This window comes from Paraburkholderia sp. BR10954 (assembly GCF_040965775.1).
In the GTDB taxonomy this organism is placed as follows: Bacteria; Pseudomonadota; Gammaproteobacteria; order Burkholderiales; family Burkholderiaceae; genus Paraburkholderia; species Paraburkholderia youngii.
The window spans coordinates 519,690-535,627 of the sequence record NZ_JBFRCK010000001.1 but is presented as its reverse complement, the minus strand read 5'-3'; the positions used below and the strand labels follow the sequence as shown (position 1 = coordinate 535,627).

Below are 15,938 nucleotides of genomic sequence, written 5' to 3'. Positions count from 1 at the left end.
GCACGCGAATGCGTGCGGAGCCGGCAATGAGAGCTTTGGGAAATAAGCGTACCGACGTCCATCAAAATGGGAAGCGATGTGTATTGTCACATAAGCGTTGGCGACGCGTCGGGCGGCATCGATCCACCCACGCGTGGCGACACGCGGATTATTCGCGTTAAGAACACTTCATCAGTTGGGCGATGCGGACACCATGGCATCAAATGCCAACATTGCCGCGCGTAAAGACATGCCAGAGGACATGGAATCGTCCACGCGCCGGCGACAGATGCACTACTCGCTCAGGAGGCGCTGTATCTCGTCAAGGAAGGAGGTAGTCGTGTAACCATCTACCTCGTAACGAAATCCGCGACGGAACCATTTTTGGAATGCGGCTTCCAGATCATTCTCGTTCGGGTGCTCGCTCCTGAACGAGGCTAATTCTCGGATCAAATTTCGATGCCAGTAAGATTCATTTCTTTTATAGCTCGCGATAATTTCCGGGACGGTATTTCCAAAAAGGTCGAAGTCCTGGCCAAAATAGGTAGTGAATATATGCTCCATCGCAGGATAGCGCTCTGATAAATCCATGTCTTTCTCAATCAACGTAAGCGGTAAAGACGTAATAGGGCATTCCATTATTGGCTTCGTACTTCAGCGTGACAAAAACCTTGTTTTTTCGAGTAAGTTTTCCAGTTTCCCTAGCTATTCCGTAACCAATGTCACCGGAAACGATTTTGGTAACTGTGATCGTGGTGTTTGGGGATGCAGTCTGAGCCCATTGCCTGATTTTTGCCGCGTGGGCGTGCAGTGTTTCCGAAATGGCGCGTTCGGCCTGTTCAAGGTTCCTAAACGACGATACCACGTCTCTTTTGGGTTCGCGTTTCAGCCGGTCCCTGAGCCATGCCTCATCTTTTCCGACATGCTTCACGATGGTATGTCCACCCACTCCGCGAAGCATCTTTGCCTCATGTTCAATCAGCCTGATCCGGCCCATTGTGACACTGGCCGCGCGTGCTGCTTTGATCGAGCCAGCAAAGCCGAATGGCACAGCCATATCGACTGACAGGCCGATGTTGTTCGCCAAGTCGGGACTGGCTTTCATCGCCTCGGCCAACTTCGTCGTCCCTTGCTGGGTCAGCGTGGCAGTATCCCGGCCCGTCCAGATCTGACGCAGACCTGCCGCCGCCGTATCAGATCCATGCACGCCGAACGCAACACATCCGGCCTTGCTCGCCATCGTCGGTTCTGGAAGCACACACAGAGCCCCCGCACCGACCATTTCCAGCACTCCGCCGACAACCTGCAAACCGCCCCATAGACGGTTGGAAAGCATCTCCGTGGGGCTGATCGACTGGCGGGAGAGCACCGCGGCCAGTTGCGGCGCACTGAGCACCACGCGCACGCCGTCCGAATCCTGTTGATACGACATTCCGAACTCCTGTAGCTATTGGGACTGCCAAGCTAGCAGGCGACCACAGCGGCACGGAATGGGCGATGGATGATTTTAATGTCTCGTTGCGATCAACGAAATCGTAAATAGTTGTCAAAACGGACTTATCCCGAATTAATGTGATTGACCATGGTCCGCTTCGAGGGTTAATTCGCGAGGTATCACGTGAAAGCTCTTGAGGATTGCAATGGAGCTACTGAAACAGCAAAGCAGTGAAACGGATTGGACAGTCGAGGAAGAATGCGATCTTTGCCGTATCACCTATTCGATCTACTCAAACTTCCCGCCGATGCCGCACGCACAGGCCCTGAACGCCGAAACCGGCGAGTTCTTTCCGTTTGACAGGGTTCGTGAGCTGAAATCCGGCTACGCGATGGCCGAAGCACTGGGTTACGCATGGGCGTGCAATTGTCGCGGGCGTGCCCCCAAACGGTTCAATGAGCAGTTCGAGCTAAGAGACTCCACCCGCAAGCGACAGGCGGGGGTGCGTTACAGGATTCGCGTCGGTTCGAGGGTCATCGCGAAAGGCGTCACCGATTTCCAAGGGCGTACCCAGCGTGTTTCGACATACAACGCAAACCAGGTTTTCATCGAAGTTGCCGGGCAATAGCGGTAGACGGCAGGTAAGTCTTTTACCACTGGTGAACACATGACAAATGAATTTCTGAACAAGAATAGCCAATACTTCAAGACCGACGAGAATGAAGAATGGACCGAGGTCGGCACAGCCATTACCAATACCACTCCTGGGTCAATATCCAATGTCGTAATCAATACGACGCCTATCTGTCCAAACATGAGCAACAAGGAATTTAGAAACGAGGTCATGCGGGCACGTGATATCGGTGCCGAGTTAATCAAGAGACGCATTGAGGGTCTTGCGCGTTGGGACGAGAAGGAGCAGGAGCGCGTGAAAACTTTCTTTGCCCGCGCGGACGAGACCACAAAAATGGTACTGAGCGCTGGGCTGCCGCGATTGCTCGCCGCAATGGAGCAACTGGCGCCGGAGAAGATCGTACGATTTGATAGTGACACGAATAGGATGCTGTCGTGTGTACCCAAGCCGGATTCGGGTAAGAATCACGCTGCGGTGTGCAAGCCCGATTCGGAAAATCGGGTCATCGCAATCTATTCCGCGTTTGCAGCAGCTCATTCGGTCAATTGTGGAAACCGTGCAAAATAAAAACAATAATCCACGAATGTACGCACTTCACGGACACGTTTGATTCGCGAGATGAGATCTATCTCGATACGGAATCCGGGGCGCGAATATGGGCGGCGAACCATCGAGAAGAGGCGATTAGAAACGCAGATAGCATAACCGGATATATAGCAACATTCGATAAAGACGTAGAGAAAAAGAAATGAGCTTTCGGTACCGCACACTTGTCGCCGTGCTTGGCTTATGCGCAGGTCTTTGCGGACCAGCCTTCGCAGAGCAATCAATCGACGCCGTGGCGAAGCATAAGCCATCCAGCACTGGATGTCGCTTCGTGGAGCATGTAGAACTACAACTGCCGTTCAACAGCACTGCACTCTCGAAGGATAACCGGCTGTCAATCGAAAAGGCTGTGAAAGAGGCGCAGAAATGGCCAGATGTGAGGATTCAGGCAATCGTAATCGCTGGCGCATATATCGACGAGCGCGATCTGGATATCTTGCAGGATCGCCGTGGTGAGGTGGTGAAAGGATATTTAAGGAAACTTGGAATCCCGAGTCCGGACATATATGTAGAGCCTAAAACTCTGACCGATGTGTTTGCGCAAAAACTTCCCGATGGCAAGACCCGTGTCAATCAGATCGAAATAGAATTAAGTCCGATTTGCAAGGGTAGCTGCGAATGGATGTGCGACGATCCAAGGCTTTGGCCACCGACCACGCCCGCCAGCCCGTAAGCACGCAAACATAGACCCGCCTCGGCGGGCAATTAAATGTTCTGGCTGTCTCAAGGGTGAGACATACAATGGCATGCCGTATTACGTCATGACGGCTTTCGTCGATCGGTGAGAAGCGCTTATGAATGAAAATCCTCTGTATCCCGAACTCAATCAGCTTTTTGGTGTGTATCTCAACGAGGATTGCTCGTACTGGGGCAGCACCATCGAAGCTATCGTAGGTTGCTATAAAGGGGATAGGTCAACAGGAAGCATCAAGGGCATCCTTGTTGAAATCGAGAGTTTCTGGAAGGCAGATTCCGACCATCTGGACGCTGCTTTCGAAGAAGCAAATGGCTCGCAGTTTGACCCTAAGTTGTGGACTCATAGGACTGCATCGTTTCTCGACGAATTGAAGCGCCTTCTGAACGCGTAATCCACTGGTCGTCGCCGCGCGCGGAAGATTCGATGTCAGCCAGTGCTGCGCAATTTAGCAGGCAACCAATCCCCCGCCCACCGCTCACGCGTCCCCGGCTTCGTCCACCCACCCCGCCGCTGCCGCCGCCCCAGCGCCGCGCACCGCGCAGGTCAGCGGTTCGTCGGCGACATGCACCTCGAGGCCGGTCTCCTCACTCAAGCGCCGCCCCAGATTGCGGAGCAGCGCGCCGCCACCGGTCAGCACGATGCCCTTGTATGCGATGTCCGTGATGAGTTCGGCGGGGGCCGATTCGAGCCCGCGCTTCACCGCGCCGATCACCTGACTCAGCGGCGCTTCGATCGCCTCCGAAATATCGCGGTTGCTAAGCTGCACCGTGCGCGGTAGCCCGTCGTCGACGCTGCGGCCGGTTGCGTTGATCTGCTCGAGCGGCACGTCGTGCACGGCCGAGGCGATGGCTCTCTTCACGTGCTCGGCGGTCTGCTCGCCGAGCAGCACACCGTACAGATTGCGCACGTAGCTGATGATCGCCGCATCGAAATTGTCGCCGCCGACGCGCACCGAGCCGCTATACGCGGTGCCGCCCAGCGCGATCACGCCGACTTCGGTGGTGCCGCCGCCGATGTCGACCACCATCGAGCCGGTCGCATCGCGCACCGGCAGGCCCGCGCCGAGCGCGGCCGCCAGCGATTCGCCGATCAGGCTGACCTTCCACGCGCCGGCCGCCTCGGCCGCTTCGCGGATCGCGCGGCGCTCGACATGGGTCGCCGCGGCCGGCACGCACAGCGTGAATGCCGCGCGCCGGCTGAACAGCGAGCGCGGCCGCGCCATGTCGACGAATTGCTTGATCATGTGTTCGGCGGCGGTGAAGTTGGCGATGACGCCGTGGCGCATCGGCCGCACCGTTTCGAGATTGCGCGGCGCGCGGCCGAGCAGTTGGTGCGCCTCGGCGCCGATCGCGGCGATCCGTTTCGCCCCGCTCGCGGGCTGCGTCTCGAAGCACACGACGGACGGCTGGTTCAGCACGACGCCGCCGTCGTCGGTATAGATAAGGGTGTTGGCCGTGCCGAGATCCACCGCCACGGAGTAGCGGAACAGTCGCTCAAAGAGCGGGTAATGCGGCGTCGGTCTGGCCATATGCAGGCTCTGATGTGTCGTTATCCGCCTTCTTGGGCGGTCTGGAAATGCGCCCCCGGGTCCCCGAAGCCGCGCGACACGCCCGCTGGGCGTTGCGCTTCCCGCGCGGCGGGGGTGATTTTCAAGCTATTGCCCGTATGACGGCAAGCTCATCAGAATCTTTAGGCCCGCTTTCTATCGGAGTTGTGTCAATCGCGCGACAGCTTGCCCAGCGCGCGTTCCAGCGCGTCACGGCCGAGCGCGACACCGTCGGCGGTGATCGTGTGGCCGACGCCGGGCAGCATGTAGGCGTCGACCGGATAGCCGGCGGCGCTGAAAGCGTCGGCCGCGAATTCGAGTTCGCGCACCGGGATCACCTCGTCGTCCTCGCCGTGGACCAGCGTGAGCGGCGTCGCGCGGTTCGACGAGACGATCGGCGAGGCGAGCCGCCCCGAATACGCGACGACGCCCGCCGCGCCCTCCGCGCTCGACGCGACGTGATGCAGCGCCATGATCGAACCTTGCGAGAAGCCAACCAGCGCAAGCCGATCGAAAGACAACTGCCAATGCGCGAGCTCTGCATCGAGCACCCGGCGCAGCGCCGGATAGGCGGCGACGACCCGCGCCTCGCGGTTCGCCCCGTCGACGTCGCGCAGGCTGAACCACTGGCGGCCGCCGAAGCCGCCGTCGAACGGGTCGGTGCCGTCGAGCGACACGAACGCCGTGCCGGGCAGGCCCTCGCTCCAGATATCGGCGAGCGGCATCAGATCGCGCGCGTTACTGCCGACGCCGTGCATCAGCACGACGAGGGTCGTCGCGGGCGCGTCCTGCGGTGCCGTATTCGGCGCGCGCCGCCAGCCGTGTTCGAATTGCTGCCAACTCATGGTGGTGTCCTTTTTTCCGTGGTTCAGTGGTTCTGGCCTTGGGGGCTCAGCCTTAGCCGCGAGCATACGCCGCGTGCCGCGTTTGCGTCGCCGGGACCCGCATCGGCCGCCGCTGTGGCCGCTGCTGTCGCCGACGCCGGCGGGCGAATGCGGGTATGCTTTTGCGCATCGACGGAGCCGCCGCCGTGGCGCGCGGCCCGAGGCAAAACAATCCGGAGAACACCGTTTGAGCCAGCCCAACGCCGCGCCTGATTCCGCGTCGCCGCCGCCTCAGCCCCCCGCGCCACCCCCGCCGCCCGCGCCTCTCGAAGGCGGCCGGCTGGTTCTCGCGACGATCGCGGTCGCGCTCGCCACCTTCATGAACGTGCTGGATACGTCGATCGCGAACGTCGCGATTCCGACCATTTCGGGCAACCTCGGCGTCTCGGTCGACGAAGGCACCTGGGTGATCACCGTCTTCGCGGCCTCCAACGCAGTGGCAATTCCGCTGACCGGCTGGCTCACGCAGCGCATCGGCCAGGTCAAGCTGTTCGTCGGCGCGATCCTGTCGTTCACGCTTGCGTCCTGGCTGTGCGGCGTCGCGCCGACGCTGCCGATCCTGCTGCTCGCGCGGGTATTCCAAGGCGCCGTGGCCGGCCCGCTGATTCCGTTGTCGCAGGCGATCCTGCTCGGCTCGTATCCGAAAGAGAAATCGTCGACCGCGCTCGCGCTGTGGGCGATGACCGCCACCGTCGGTCCGATCGCAGGTCCGGCGCTCGGCGGCTGGATCACGGATAGTTATAGCTGGTCGTGGATCTTCTACATCAACATCCCGGTCGGCCTGTTCGCGGCCGGCGCCACGTGGATGATCTACCGCAATCGCGAATCGCCGACCCGCAGACCGCCGATCGACGTGGTCGGTCTCGGCCTGCTGATCACGTGGGTCGCGTCGCTGCAGATCATGCTCGACAAAGGCAAGGACCTCGACTGGTTCTCGTCGCCGGTGATCTCGATTCTCGGCCTCGTCGCGCTGATCAGCTTTGCGTTTTTCCTCGTCTGGGAGCTGACCGAAGAGCACCCGATCGTCGATCTGCGGCTCTTTCAGCAGCGCAATTTTCTCGGCGGCACGATCGCGATTTCGGTTGCATACGGGGTGTTTTTCGGCAATCTGGTGCTGCTGCCGCAATGGATGCAGGAGTATCTGAACTACCGATCGATCGACGCCGGTCTCGTCACCGCACCGCTCGGCATCTTCGCGATCATTCTCGCGCCGATACTCGGCCGCGTGCTGCCGCATTCGGACGCACGCGTGATCTCGACGGTCGCGTTCGTCGGCTTCGCGATCGTGTTCTACATGCGCTCGAAGTACGTGATCGAGGTCGACACGTGGCACCTCGTGCTGCCGACGCTGCTGCAAGGCATTCCGATGGCGCTGTTCTTCGTGCCGCTGACGGCGATCATCCTGTCCGGCCAGCCGCAGAGCCGGATTCCGGCGGCGGCGGGTCTGTCGAATTTCGTGCGCGTGTTCTGCGGCGCGGTGGGCACGTCGATCGCGGGTACCGCATGGAACAACCGCACGATCCTGCATCACGTGCGGCTCACCGAACAGGCGTCGGTCGACAACCCGTTGTTCGCGCAGCAGATCGACAACACGGAGTCGGTGCTGCATCTGAGTCCGCAATCGGCGCATGCGCTGTTCGATTTCACCGTGAACACCCAGGCCGCGATGATGGGCCTGAACGACATCTTCTTTGTGTCGGCGATCATCTTCGTGCTGATCATTCCGCTGATCTGGATCACACGGCCAGCCAAAGGCGACGGCGGCCCGGATGCGGCCGGCGCGCATTGACGCAGCTTCGGTTTCGCGCGACGGCGTCGCTCGCGCGGTGACTGGGGAGCGGCGGCGAGCTTGCGTCAGCGGAAATAGCGCGCCGGCGTGTCGCCGAACGCGTCGCGAAACACGGCGATAAACGACGACACGTCGTTATAGCCGACTTCGAGCGCCACCTGCGTGACGCTCTCACCGGCGCCGAGATGTTCGAGCGCCGCCAGGAGACGCAGCTGCTGGCGCCATTGCCCGAAGGTCTGCCCCGTTTCCTTCGCGAACAGACGCGCGGCCGTGCGCGCGGTCACGCCGGCCGCTGCGGCGAGTTCCTCGAGCACCAGCGATTGCGCGGGATTCGCGCTGAGCGCCTCGGCGATGCGCTGCGCGCGCGGATCGCCCGGCCAGTTCAGGCCGAGCGGCGCGGCAGGCAAGCCGGCGACGCGATCCAGCAGCACCTGCAGCAGACGGCGGGCGGGTTCGTCGGGAGGGTGATCGTGCGGCAGATCGGCCGCGGCGGCGAGCAGTGCCTGCACCAGCGCGTCGGGGATGAGCGCGCCGGTCTGCGTGGGTAGCGGCGCGAGGTCGGCGGCGGGGTCGGCGGTGTCGTCCATCGCGGAATCGGTCGCGACGTAGAGCGAATACAACTGCACGGGCCGCCTCGCGTGCAGGCAGTGCAGCGTATTCGTGGCGATCCACAGCGCGCGGGCGGGCGGCACGACCCAGCGGCCGGCCTTCGTGCGCACCGTCAGCACGCCTTCGCAGACGTGAATCAGATGCGCGCGCCGATACGCGCGCCACGGCTCGTCCAGCGTCGCATGGCGCTCGCCGACCACGAAGACCGCTTGCTCGATGCCGTCCGGATCGAAGGCTTCCGTCATGGTGTCTGCTCTGACGCGGGACGTCCGCGAAGGGAGCAAGATTAGCACGCGCGCGGGGCCCGGTTGCGGGCCGGCTTTACACGGTTCGGCAACCGTGAGCGCGGCCCCGCCCAAGGCACGGCTTACCCGGTCCGCCTCACCAACTCCTCCAGCACCGTCCGATACGAGGTCGTGCCGACCACCCGCTCGTTCACGCCATCCTCGAAATCGATCCACCCCGAGTTGAAGCCGTCGAGCATCTCGATCCGCGGTGCGGGCCACTCGGTGCCTTGGGCCTGAAACTGCGCTTGCCATTGCTCGCGCGGCACCGTCCGCGCTTCGACCGGGCGTTCGAGCAGATCGCCGAGCATCTCGGCGATCTCGCGCTGCGTATAGCGCCGCGGCCCCTCGATCTCGATCACGCGCCGCCCCTGCCACGACTGCGTGAGCGTCTGCGCAACGACGTGGCCGATATCCGCGGTCGCGACCATTGGAAACGCACGTTCGAGCGGCTGCAGAAAGCTCGGCATCACGCCGGATGTGCGCGCCGGGTCGATGTCCCACAGCGAGTTCTCCATGAACCAGGCCGGCCGCAGGATCGCGGTTGGGATCGACAGATCGGCGAGCGCCTGCTCGAGAATATGCACCTGCGTGATCAGGCCGAGCCCCGTTTCGCGTTGCCCGCCCACCGACGACAACGCCGCCACCCTCCCCGGCCGCGCCTTCGACAGCGCCTCGTTGAGCACCGTGGCCGCCGCATGCGCGTTCGGATAACCGGGCAGCGGCGCGAAGTTCGGCGCGATCATCACGAACACGCCGGCCGTGCCGCGAAACGCGGCGGTGAGCGCATCGGCGTCGTCGAACGACGCGATCGCCACTTCGGCGCCGCGCTCGCGCCACGGTGCCGCCTTGCTTTCGTCGCGCAGCACGGCACGCACCGCGTGCCCCGCGTCGAGTAACGCGCGTGCCGCCGCGCCGCCCACCTGTCCTGTCACACCGGTAATTGCAAACATGCTTTTCTCCTCGATGACGGCGGATGCCGTGATGGGAAGAATTCTCTGTGTGGCGCGGCGATTTCGCGAGAGCATGGATGTCATTTGATTAGTGACTTGATGTCATCAAGTCTCCTGTCGGCGCATCTTATATATCGCTGGATCAGTCTCCTCCGTTCATGTATGGCCAAGAAATGCACGAAACATCGGACCGGTGTTTTGGCGCGCGGCGATCAACGACTAGGCAGTGTCCATGCCAAAGGAGAAGAAAGTAACGAAGCCGTCCTCAGCTGGCGTTCAGGGAGGAAAGTGAGGTGTCATTTGCAGCTGCGAAGTGTCGCAAAATCGGACGCTCACAGAGGATCGACGTTGGCGGGATGTCTGAAAATGGGACGCATCGAGTGTGAAGGCTCGATTGCATGTGGGATGGAAGTCGTCGCTCAGAGAGCGAAGTGCGCGATGTCAGCTAGAAAGACTGACGCCTGGATAGACCAGGGCTCGAGGGAGAGTGATGGCAGGGGAAGAAGGATTCGAACCTTCGAATGCCGGAATCAAAATCCGGTGCCTTAGGCCAGCTTGGCGACTCCCCTACGTAGGGGCGAGATCCTACCAGAGGATTCGCAAAGAGCAAAGGGTCTCGCAGATCTGGTGAGATGGGTTCGCTCAATGGTGATCCACCGGTCGCGGCCTAAGCGGTTCGCCTCCACGACATTCGAGCGCCGCCCGGTCCCAGCCGCCGAGATCCGCGGCGGCTTGATAGGTGCTCTCGAGAAAAGCCAGCAGCGCTCGCTCGGGGTCGTTCGACGTGCGGACGGTTTCGTACGGAAGGATGAATTCGCCGAGCTTGTCGTCGAAATAAGCGCCGGCCGGCAGGGGTGTTGCCTTGGCAAAGCCGTCAGGCGACGGGTAAGCGTAAGAGTAAAACGCCGGGAAAGGCGTCGCCGGCCCCCCCGGCCAGAATCCGGCCGACGATACTTCGTGGCTGTAGGCTTCGCGCGTCACTTCATCGGGTAGCGCCGGAACGCCGCCGGGGTGGAGCGGCGCGCGGCGTCCAGAAAAACGCGTCACGGCGAGATCGAAGCTACCCCAGAAAAGATGGACCGGGCTAACCTTGCCGATATAGCCGGTACGAAACCGCTCCAGCACACAGCAGACCGTGACGAGCACTTGAAAGAAACGGGTCACGGCATCCGCGTCGTAGGGGCGCGCTGCATGGTCGTCCTGGAACGGCACGGCGTTCGGGATCTCGTTGGGTCGGCCGTGAAACACGGGTTCGCCACCGAGTTGCGCAACCAGATCCAAAAAGTTGGCGTGGAATTGTGCAACCGACATCGGTGCGAGCGCGAAGTGCGCCTTGCGTCCATCGGCAGCGCTGCCGACCACGCGATGCTCGAGAAAGTCGAACTCGATCTCCACGCCGCTCGCATCGGGGATAAGCGACGTCGTCAGACCACGCGCGCTGACGTACAACGTAGCGTGCCACGAATGGTTCAGCCATGGAGTTCGGGCGAGCTTGTACTTGCCGGCGATTTGCGTGTAGAGGTGCAACGCGGCGCATGTGCCGCGCCAGGCGTCGTACGGAATATCAGTCCAGGTCGCGCTCATAGAGGCTCCATCACATATTCGTCTGTGTCATCGCCAAATGACGCGCGCCCCAGTCCTTCAAGGTGCGCTGGTCGCTGAATGACCTTACGCCAGACGCAAAGTCTTGTCACCTGTCGCGCAATCCGATGGTTACCGGTTGCGCAGGTCTGCTCCCGCACTGCTCGGTCCAGCCGAGCGCGTTCTGTGAGCGCACGGATAAAAAACAGTTTGACAGACTATCTTGAGATATATATCTTACGATGTATCTTACGACATTCATGGGAGACTCCCAGATGCGTCATCCTCATCGTTTTTCCGGCCCGCTCGGCGCGCAGAACCGTTGTCACGCGGGCTTCGGCCATCCGTCGCTGCATGCGGGCGGCTCAGCAGGCCGCGACGCCGCTGACACCGCCACTTCCCCCGACCCTCGTCAACGCTTCCTGTTCCACGTTTTGCTTCACGGCTTCGGCCGTCATCACGCACACCGTTTCGGCGGCCGTGGCTCGCGCTTCGGCGGTCATGGCGGCCCCGGCGGCATGGGCGGATATGGTGGTTTCGGCGGCGACGGCGATGGCTTCCCGCGTGGCCGCAAATTCAGCTCCGACGATCTGCAACTGCTGCTGCTATCGCTGATCGACACGCAGCCGAGTCACGGCTACGAACTGATCAAGGCGCTCGAAACACGCTCGAACGGTTTCTACAGCCCGAGCCCCGGCATGGTCTACCCGGCACTGACCTATCTCGAAGAGCTCGGCTACATCACCGTGCAGCTCGAAGGCAACCGCAAGCGCTATGAGCTGGCGGATGCGGGCCGCGAATATCTGGCCGCGAACCGCGAGCGCGTCGAACTGATGTTCGCGCGGCTCTCGCATATCGCCCGCAAGATGGATTCGGTGCGCCGCGCGTTGGCCGGCGAAGAGCCGGCCGACGTCAGCGAAGGCGGCTGGGTGCCGGAGCTGAACGAAGCGCGCCGCACGCTGAAGAACGCGCTGCTGCGCCGCGACAACGCGCCGGCCGACGAGCAGCGCCGCATCGCCGCCATCCTGATGCGCGCGGCCAACGAAATCGAAGGCGGCAGCAACGGCGGTAAAGCTAAGTCCGGCAACGACAGCGAGCCGACCATCTGACAACGCGCGCTCGTCCGCAAGACAACCCGCGGGTCCTCCCAAACCGAGCAGGAATACCACCCTCATGCAAGAACAACTCACTCGCCCTGACCTCGCCGTGCATCGCGTGCGGCATCCGCTGAAGTTTCGTCTGCTGCAGGTCAAGCAGGTGCGCGCGCTGACACCCCACCTGATTCGCGTGACCTTCACCGGCGACGATCTGCACGACTTCGTGTCAGCGTCGTTCGACGACCACATCAAGGTGTTCTTCCCCGAACCGGGCGCCGACAAACCGACGCTGCCGCAAGCCGGCCCCGACGGCCCGGTGTTCCCCGAAGGCAAGCGGCCGACCGCGCGCGATTTCACGCCACGCCGTTTCGATCGCGACGCCCGCGAGCTCGACATCGAGTTCGCGATGCACGACGCGGGGCCCGCGGCGACATGGGCCGCGCAGGCGCAGGTGGGCCAGTATCTGGGCGTCGGCGGCCCGCGCGGCTCAATGGTGATTCCGACCGGCTTCGACTGGCATCTGCTGATCGGCGACGACACCGCGCTGCCCGCGATCGCGCGCCGTCTCGAAGAGTTGCCGGCGGGCACGCGCGTCGCCGCGGTAATCGAGGTCGCCGATCCGTCGGCGCGCATCGAGTTCACGACGCAGGCCGAGCTGCACCTCGTCTGGTGCTATCGCAGCGAAGCCGACACGCGGACTGGCGCGCGCGGCGAAGCGCTGTTGCACGCGGTGCGCGACACCTGGCTGCCGGAGAACGGCGAAGGCTACGTGTGGGCCGCCGGCGAGGCGGCGACGATCCGCGCGGTGCGCCAGCATCTGTGCGGCGAGCGCGGCGTCGACAAAGCGCGGATTCGCGCGGCCAGCTACTGGAAACAGGGCGCCGTCGCGGTCCACGAAACGATCGACGACTGAGCTCCTGCTCGCGTGGCGCGCGGCATCAGCGGCGTACTTCGAACAACAACAAAGGGAAATCAACCGATGTACTCAATCACTGCACGGCACGAACGGCATCTGCTGTGGGTGCTCGCGCTCACGCAGTTCACCATCATCATGGACTTCATGGTGATGATGCCGCTCGGCCCGCAGATCATGAGCGCGTTCCAGATCGCGCCGGCCGCGTTCGCGACGGCGGTGTCCGCGTATTCGTGGTGCTCGGGGCTGTCGGGCCTGTTCGCGGCGACGTATATCGACCGCTTCGATCGGCGCCGTCTGCTGCTCGCCATCTACGCGCTGTTCGTGCTGTCGAACCTTGCATGCGCGCTCGCGTCGAGCTTCGCGCTGCTGCTCGCCGCGCGCGCATTCGCCGGCATCTCGGGCGGCGTGCTCGGCTCCGTGATCATGGCGATCGTCGGCGACGTGATCCCGCTGCAACGCCGCGGCGCCGCGACCGGCACCATCATGACCGCATTCTCGCTCGCGGCGATCGCCGGCGTGCCGGCCGGCGTGATGCTCGGCGCGCAGTTCGGCTGGGCGGCGCCGTTCTTCCTGCTGGTCGCGTTGTCGCTGCTGGTGTGGTTCGCGGCCTCGCGACAGGTGCCGTCGCTGGCCGCGCATCTGAGCCGCAGGCAGCCGCTGCTTGTGGAAGTGCTGCCCGAGCTGTGGAGACTGCTGAGCAACCCGCGGCATCTGAATGCGTTCGCGCTGACGTTCGTGATGATGATCGCGCACATGCTGGTGATTCCGTTCATCTCGCCGATGCTGGTCGCCAATCACGGCGTCGCGCCGCGTCAGCTGTCGTGGCTGTATATGGGCGGCGGTGCGGCGACCTTCTTCACGTCGCGCCTCGTCGGCAGGCTCGCCGACCGCTTCGGCTCGCAGCGCGTGTTCCGCTGCGCGGCGCTGCTGTCGTTCGTGCCGGTGCTGTTCGTCACGCATCTGCCGGACCTGCCGTTCTACGCGCTCGTGCTGTTCTTCCCGTGCTTCCTCGTCTTGATGAACGGCCGCATGGTGCCGATGCAGGCGCTGCTGACCACGGTCCCCGAGCCCAGCCGACGCGGTGCGTTCCTGAGCGCGAACAGCGCGCTGCAGGCGCTCGGCACGGGCACCGGCGCGTGGCTCGGCGGGCTGATGCTGAGCACGTCGGCCGATGGCCGCATCGCCGGGTATGGAACCGTCGGCTGGACCGCGGTGGCGGTCGCATGCGCGGCGGTGCTGTGGGTCTCGCGTGTGAAGGCTGCGCCGCGCGAAGCGGCGCCGGCCAGCGACGCTGGCGCGAGGATGCCTCGCACTGCTGGCATCGAAGCCCACATCGCCGGAGAAGGATAACGATGCAAGGTCGCGCGCTACGCCTCGTCGTCGGTGCTGCCGGTCAGCGCGCGCCGCGCGGCTTCGCCCTGTTCGTGCGACGCCGCGTAAAACACCCGCGCCCGGCCAATTACGATTTTTAGCGTCGCGATCACGGGCACTGCGAGAAAGATCCCCGCGACGCCGCCGAGCTGGTCGCCCGCGAGCAGTCCGACGATCACCAGAAACGGACTGACCTCGACGCCTTCGCTCATCAGATACGGATTGAGCACGTAGTCCTGAAACAGCCGGTACAAGCCGATGAAAATCACCAGCCACAACAGGTGCGGATAGCCGCTGAAGACCGCGACCACCAGCGTGATCGCGACCGCGGCCAGCGGCCCCGCGAACGGCACGAATTCGAGCAGCCCCGCGCTGACCGCGAGCAGAAATGCGTACGGCACGCCAAGCAGCGAGAACGCGACGCCGTAGCAAAACAGCGTGGCGAGCGACAGGAACAGCAGCGCGCGCACGTACTTCGACAGCAGCACGTTCACATCGTCGACGATCTCGTTCCACAGCAGGCGATGCCGCCGGTTCAGCAACGCGAGAAACGCGTCGCGCATCCGTTCGCCGTCCTTGATCAGCAGGAAACTCAGGATCGGTATCAGCACCAGATAGATCAGGTTGCTCGCCGCATGCACGACGCCGAGCCCGAGGCTGCGCGCGAACGGCACGGCCTTGTCGGAGCCGGTCTCGATCTGGCTGCGCAGGAAATCGACGATCCGCTCGCGCAGCGGTTCGAGAAAATGCGGCAACGGCAAACGGTTCGGCACGTCGGTGCGTAGCAGCCCGGGCAATTGCGAAAAGAGGCGCGTCGCCTGAGCCTGCAATTCCACTCCGAACACCGAGCCGACCACCGCGAGCAGCGCAACGACGACGACGAACACGACCGCGATCGACATGACGCGCGGCACGCGGCGCGGCCTCACGCGTTCGACCAGCGCGACCATCGGGTAGATCAGATAGCTGAAGAACACCGCAAACACGATGACGAGCACCGTGGTCGACGCGACATAGATGACGAAAAACAGCAGCGCGAGCAGAGACGCGGTCCAGACTTTCCTGGCCGCGCCGACGTCGAATCCCAGCATGAGGCGTCCTCGAATGGGCGATGCGGTACCGACGCAAAGAGTGCGCCGGCTGACTCTGACCGTAACAGAAATTTACACGATACGTATGTCGAACACCGCGCCGCGAGGCCGCGACGCGACGAGCACCGACGGCGTGCGAGCGCTACGCACGTGGTGCGTCAGTGCACGGCTCGCGTGCCTGACTTTGCTGCGCCCGAAACCGGGCTGTCCGGATAGATAACGCTGGGATGCACGAAACCGCGACGAAACCGTGGCGCGCTAGCTCTTCACGCGCTCACGTTCCTCTTCGGCTTCTTCGGCGATTCTCGCCTGGATCCTGCCGGCGATTTTCTCGGCCGCTCCTTCGGCCTGCTTCGCGCGATTGCCGGTGACCTTGCCAATCGCTTCCTTGACCGAGCCCTTGAGCTCCTTCGCTGTGCCTTCTACACGATTCCTGTCCATGGTGCCTTCCTGCTAGGTTTGACTG

At 62.9% G+C, this 15,938-nt stretch carries 17 protein-coding genes and 1 tRNA gene; 8 read left to right on the top strand and 10 right to left on the bottom strand.

Annotation, left to right across the window (positions count from 1 at the left end; all coding sequences use genetic code 11):
* Positions 1 to 273 precede the first annotated feature (273 nt).
* Positions 274 to 570, bottom strand: coding sequence for a contact-dependent growth inhibition system immunity protein (locus tag AB4Y34_RS02545; protein ID WP_176383128.1), 297 nt, complete (start codon positions 568 to 570; stop codon positions 274 to 276).
* Between the two features lie 7 nt (positions 571 to 577).
* A complete protein-coding gene (locus AB4Y34_RS02540; protein WP_368715138.1) occupies positions 578 to 1,411 on the bottom strand; it encodes an RNase A-like domain-containing protein in 834 nt (277 codons plus the stop codon).
* A gap of 208 nt (positions 1,412 to 1,619) precedes the next feature.
* Here AB4Y34_RS02540 and AB4Y34_RS02535 point away from each other — a divergent pair, with 208 nt between their 5' ends.
* The 4 genes from AB4Y34_RS02535 to AB4Y34_RS02520 all read left to right on the top strand — a co-directional run bounded on the left by AB4Y34_RS02535 (position 1,620) and on the right by AB4Y34_RS02520 (position 3,742).
* The gene (locus AB4Y34_RS02535; RefSeq protein ID WP_368715137.1) at positions 1,620 to 2,042 is read left to right on the top strand and encodes a hypothetical protein; all 423 of its coding nucleotides are present in this window, start codon (positions 1,620 to 1,622) and stop codon (positions 2,040 to 2,042) included.
* Positions 2,043 to 2,081: 39 nt separating this feature from the next.
* Positions 2,082 to 2,615 (top strand): hypothetical protein, encoded by a 534-nt coding sequence (locus AB4Y34_RS02530; RefSeq protein ID WP_368715136.1) that lies wholly within the window; start codon positions 2,082 to 2,084, stop codon positions 2,613 to 2,615.
* 310 nt (positions 2,616 to 2,925) lie between these two features.
* Complete coding sequence (locus AB4Y34_RS02525; RefSeq protein WP_368367298.1) at positions 2,926 to 3,327, top strand: hypothetical protein; 402 nt, start codon at positions 2,926 to 2,928, stop codon at positions 3,325 to 3,327.
* 121 nt (positions 3,328 to 3,448) lie between these two features.
* Complete coding sequence (locus tag AB4Y34_RS02520) at positions 3,449 to 3,742, top strand: contact-dependent growth inhibition system immunity protein (protein ID WP_368715135.1); 294 nt, start codon at positions 3,449 to 3,451, stop codon at positions 3,740 to 3,742.
* 84 nt (positions 3,743 to 3,826) lie between these two features.
* Here AB4Y34_RS02520 and AB4Y34_RS02515 read toward each other — a convergent pair whose 3' ends face one another.
* Together AB4Y34_RS02515 and AB4Y34_RS02510 are read right to left on the bottom strand one after the other, a co-directional pair.
* On the bottom strand, positions 3,827 to 4,879 hold the full coding sequence (locus AB4Y34_RS02515; RefSeq protein ID WP_368715134.1) for a rod shape-determining protein: 1,053 nt from the start codon (positions 4,877 to 4,879) through the stop codon (positions 3,827 to 3,829).
* A gap of 188 nt (positions 4,880 to 5,067) precedes the next feature.
* Positions 5,068 to 5,742 carry an alpha/beta hydrolase gene (locus AB4Y34_RS02510; RefSeq protein WP_368715133.1) on the bottom strand — a complete coding sequence of 225 codons (675 nt, stop codon included), beginning with the start codon at positions 5,740 to 5,742 and terminating at the stop codon, positions 5,068 to 5,070.
* 226 nt (positions 5,743 to 5,968) lie between these two features.
* Here AB4Y34_RS02510 and AB4Y34_RS02505 point away from each other — a divergent pair, with 226 nt between their 5' ends.
* Positions 5,969 to 7,570 (top strand): DHA2 family efflux MFS transporter permease subunit, encoded by a 1,602-nt coding sequence (locus AB4Y34_RS02505; RefSeq protein ID WP_368715132.1) that lies wholly within the window; start codon positions 5,969 to 5,971, stop codon positions 7,568 to 7,570.
* A 65-nt stretch (positions 7,571 to 7,635) separates the two neighbouring features.
* On the opposite strand, the gene AB4Y34_RS02500 is transcribed toward AB4Y34_RS02505, so the two are convergent.
* The 4 genes from AB4Y34_RS02500 to AB4Y34_RS02485 form a co-directional block, all read right to left on the bottom strand.
* The gene (locus AB4Y34_RS02500) at positions 7,636 to 8,424 is read right to left on the bottom strand and encodes an AraC family transcriptional regulator (RefSeq protein WP_176381573.1); all 789 of its coding nucleotides are present in this window, start codon (positions 8,422 to 8,424) and stop codon (positions 7,636 to 7,638) included.
* A gap of 122 nt (positions 8,425 to 8,546) precedes the next feature.
* The gene (locus AB4Y34_RS02495) at positions 8,547 to 9,416 is read right to left on the bottom strand and encodes an NmrA family NAD(P)-binding protein (protein ID WP_368715131.1); all 870 of its coding nucleotides are present in this window, start codon (positions 9,414 to 9,416) and stop codon (positions 8,547 to 8,549) included.
* Between the two features lie 491 nt (positions 9,417 to 9,907).
* Positions 9,908 to 9,985, bottom strand: a tRNA-Gln gene (locus AB4Y34_RS02490).
* A gap of 73 nt (positions 9,986 to 10,058) precedes the next feature.
* Entirely contained in the window at positions 10,059 to 11,000 is a 942-nt protein-coding gene (locus tag AB4Y34_RS02485) for a DUF5996 family protein (RefSeq protein WP_368715130.1), read from the bottom strand.
* A gap of 272 nt (positions 11,001 to 11,272) precedes the next feature.
* Here AB4Y34_RS02485 and AB4Y34_RS02480 point away from each other — a divergent pair, with 272 nt between their 5' ends.
* The 3 genes from AB4Y34_RS02480 (at position 11,273) to AB4Y34_RS02470 (ending at position 14,360) form a co-directional block, all read left to right on the top strand.
* The gene (locus AB4Y34_RS02480; RefSeq protein WP_368715129.1) at positions 11,273 to 12,106 is read left to right on the top strand and encodes a PadR family transcriptional regulator; all 834 of its coding nucleotides are present in this window, start codon (positions 11,273 to 11,275) and stop codon (positions 12,104 to 12,106) included.
* Positions 12,107 to 12,170: 64 nt separating this feature from the next.
* Positions 12,171 to 13,007 (top strand): siderophore-interacting protein, encoded by an 837-nt coding sequence (locus AB4Y34_RS02475; protein WP_368715128.1) that lies wholly within the window; start codon positions 12,171 to 12,173, stop codon positions 13,005 to 13,007.
* A 66-nt stretch (positions 13,008 to 13,073) separates the two neighbouring features.
* The gene (locus AB4Y34_RS02470) at positions 13,074 to 14,360 is read left to right on the top strand and encodes an MFS transporter (RefSeq protein WP_368715127.1); all 1,287 of its coding nucleotides are present in this window, start codon (positions 13,074 to 13,076) and stop codon (positions 14,358 to 14,360) included.
* Between the two features lie 17 nt (positions 14,361 to 14,377).
* Here AB4Y34_RS02470 and AB4Y34_RS02465 read toward each other — a convergent pair whose 3' ends face one another.
* Complete coding sequence (locus tag AB4Y34_RS02465; RefSeq protein WP_368715126.1) at positions 14,378 to 15,472, bottom strand: AI-2E family transporter; 1,095 nt, start codon at positions 15,470 to 15,472, stop codon at positions 14,378 to 14,380.
* 258 nt (positions 15,473 to 15,730) lie between these two features.
* Positions 15,731 to 15,913 carry a CsbD family protein gene (locus AB4Y34_RS02460; RefSeq protein WP_176106191.1) on the bottom strand — a complete coding sequence of 61 codons (183 nt, stop codon included), beginning with the start codon at positions 15,911 to 15,913 and terminating at the stop codon, positions 15,731 to 15,733.
* Between the last annotated feature and the right edge of the window lie 25 nt (positions 15,914 to 15,938).

Bases quoted from the DNA above. Each gene is read 5' to 3' on its own strand.
- AB4Y34_RS02545 (WP_176383128.1), bottom strand. From the start codon at position 570: ATGGATTTATCAGAGCGCTATCCTGCGATGGAGCATATATTCACTACC.
- AB4Y34_RS02540 (WP_368715138.1), bottom strand. From the start codon at position 1,411: ATGTCGTATCAACAGGATTCGGACGGCGTGCGCGTGGTGCTCAGTGCG.
- AB4Y34_RS02535 (WP_368715137.1), top strand. From the start codon at position 1,620: ATGGAGCTACTGAAACAGCAAAGCAGTGAAACGGATTGGACAGTCGAG.
- AB4Y34_RS02530 (WP_368715136.1), top strand. From the start codon at position 2,082: ATGACAAATGAATTTCTGAACAAGAATAGCCAATACTTCAAGACCGAC.
- AB4Y34_RS02520 (WP_368715135.1), top strand. From the start codon at position 3,449: ATGAATGAAAATCCTCTGTATCCCGAACTCAATCAGCTTTTTGGTGTG.
- AB4Y34_RS02515 (WP_368715134.1), bottom strand. From the start codon at position 4,879: ATGGCCAGACCGACGCCGCATTACCCGCTCTTTGAGCGACTGTTCCGC.
- AB4Y34_RS02510 (WP_368715133.1), bottom strand. From the start codon at position 5,742: ATGAGTTGGCAGCAATTCGAACACGGCTGGCGGCGCGCGCCGAATACG.
- AB4Y34_RS02500 (WP_176381573.1), bottom strand. From the start codon at position 8,424: ATGACGGAAGCCTTCGATCCGGACGGCATCGAGCAAGCGGTCTTCGTG.
- AB4Y34_RS02495 (WP_368715131.1), bottom strand. From the start codon at position 9,416: ATGTTTGCAATTACCGGTGTGACAGGACAGGTGGGCGGCGCGGCGGCA.
- AB4Y34_RS02485 (WP_368715130.1), bottom strand. From the start codon at position 11,000: ATGAGCGCGACCTGGACTGATATTCCGTACGACGCCTGGCGCGGCACA.
- AB4Y34_RS02480 (WP_368715129.1), top strand. From the start codon at position 11,273: ATGCGTCATCCTCATCGTTTTTCCGGCCCGCTCGGCGCGCAGAACCGT.
- AB4Y34_RS02475 (WP_368715128.1), top strand. From the start codon at position 12,171: ATGCAAGAACAACTCACTCGCCCTGACCTCGCCGTGCATCGCGTGCGG.
- AB4Y34_RS02470 (WP_368715127.1), top strand. From the start codon at position 13,074: ATGTACTCAATCACTGCACGGCACGAACGGCATCTGCTGTGGGTGCTC.
- AB4Y34_RS02465 (WP_368715126.1), bottom strand. From the start codon at position 15,472: ATGCTGGGATTCGACGTCGGCGCGGCCAGGAAAGTCTGGACCGCGTCT.
- AB4Y34_RS02460 (WP_176106191.1), bottom strand. From the start codon at position 15,913: ATGGACAGGAATCGTGTAGAAGGCACAGCGAAGGAGCTCAAGGGCTCG.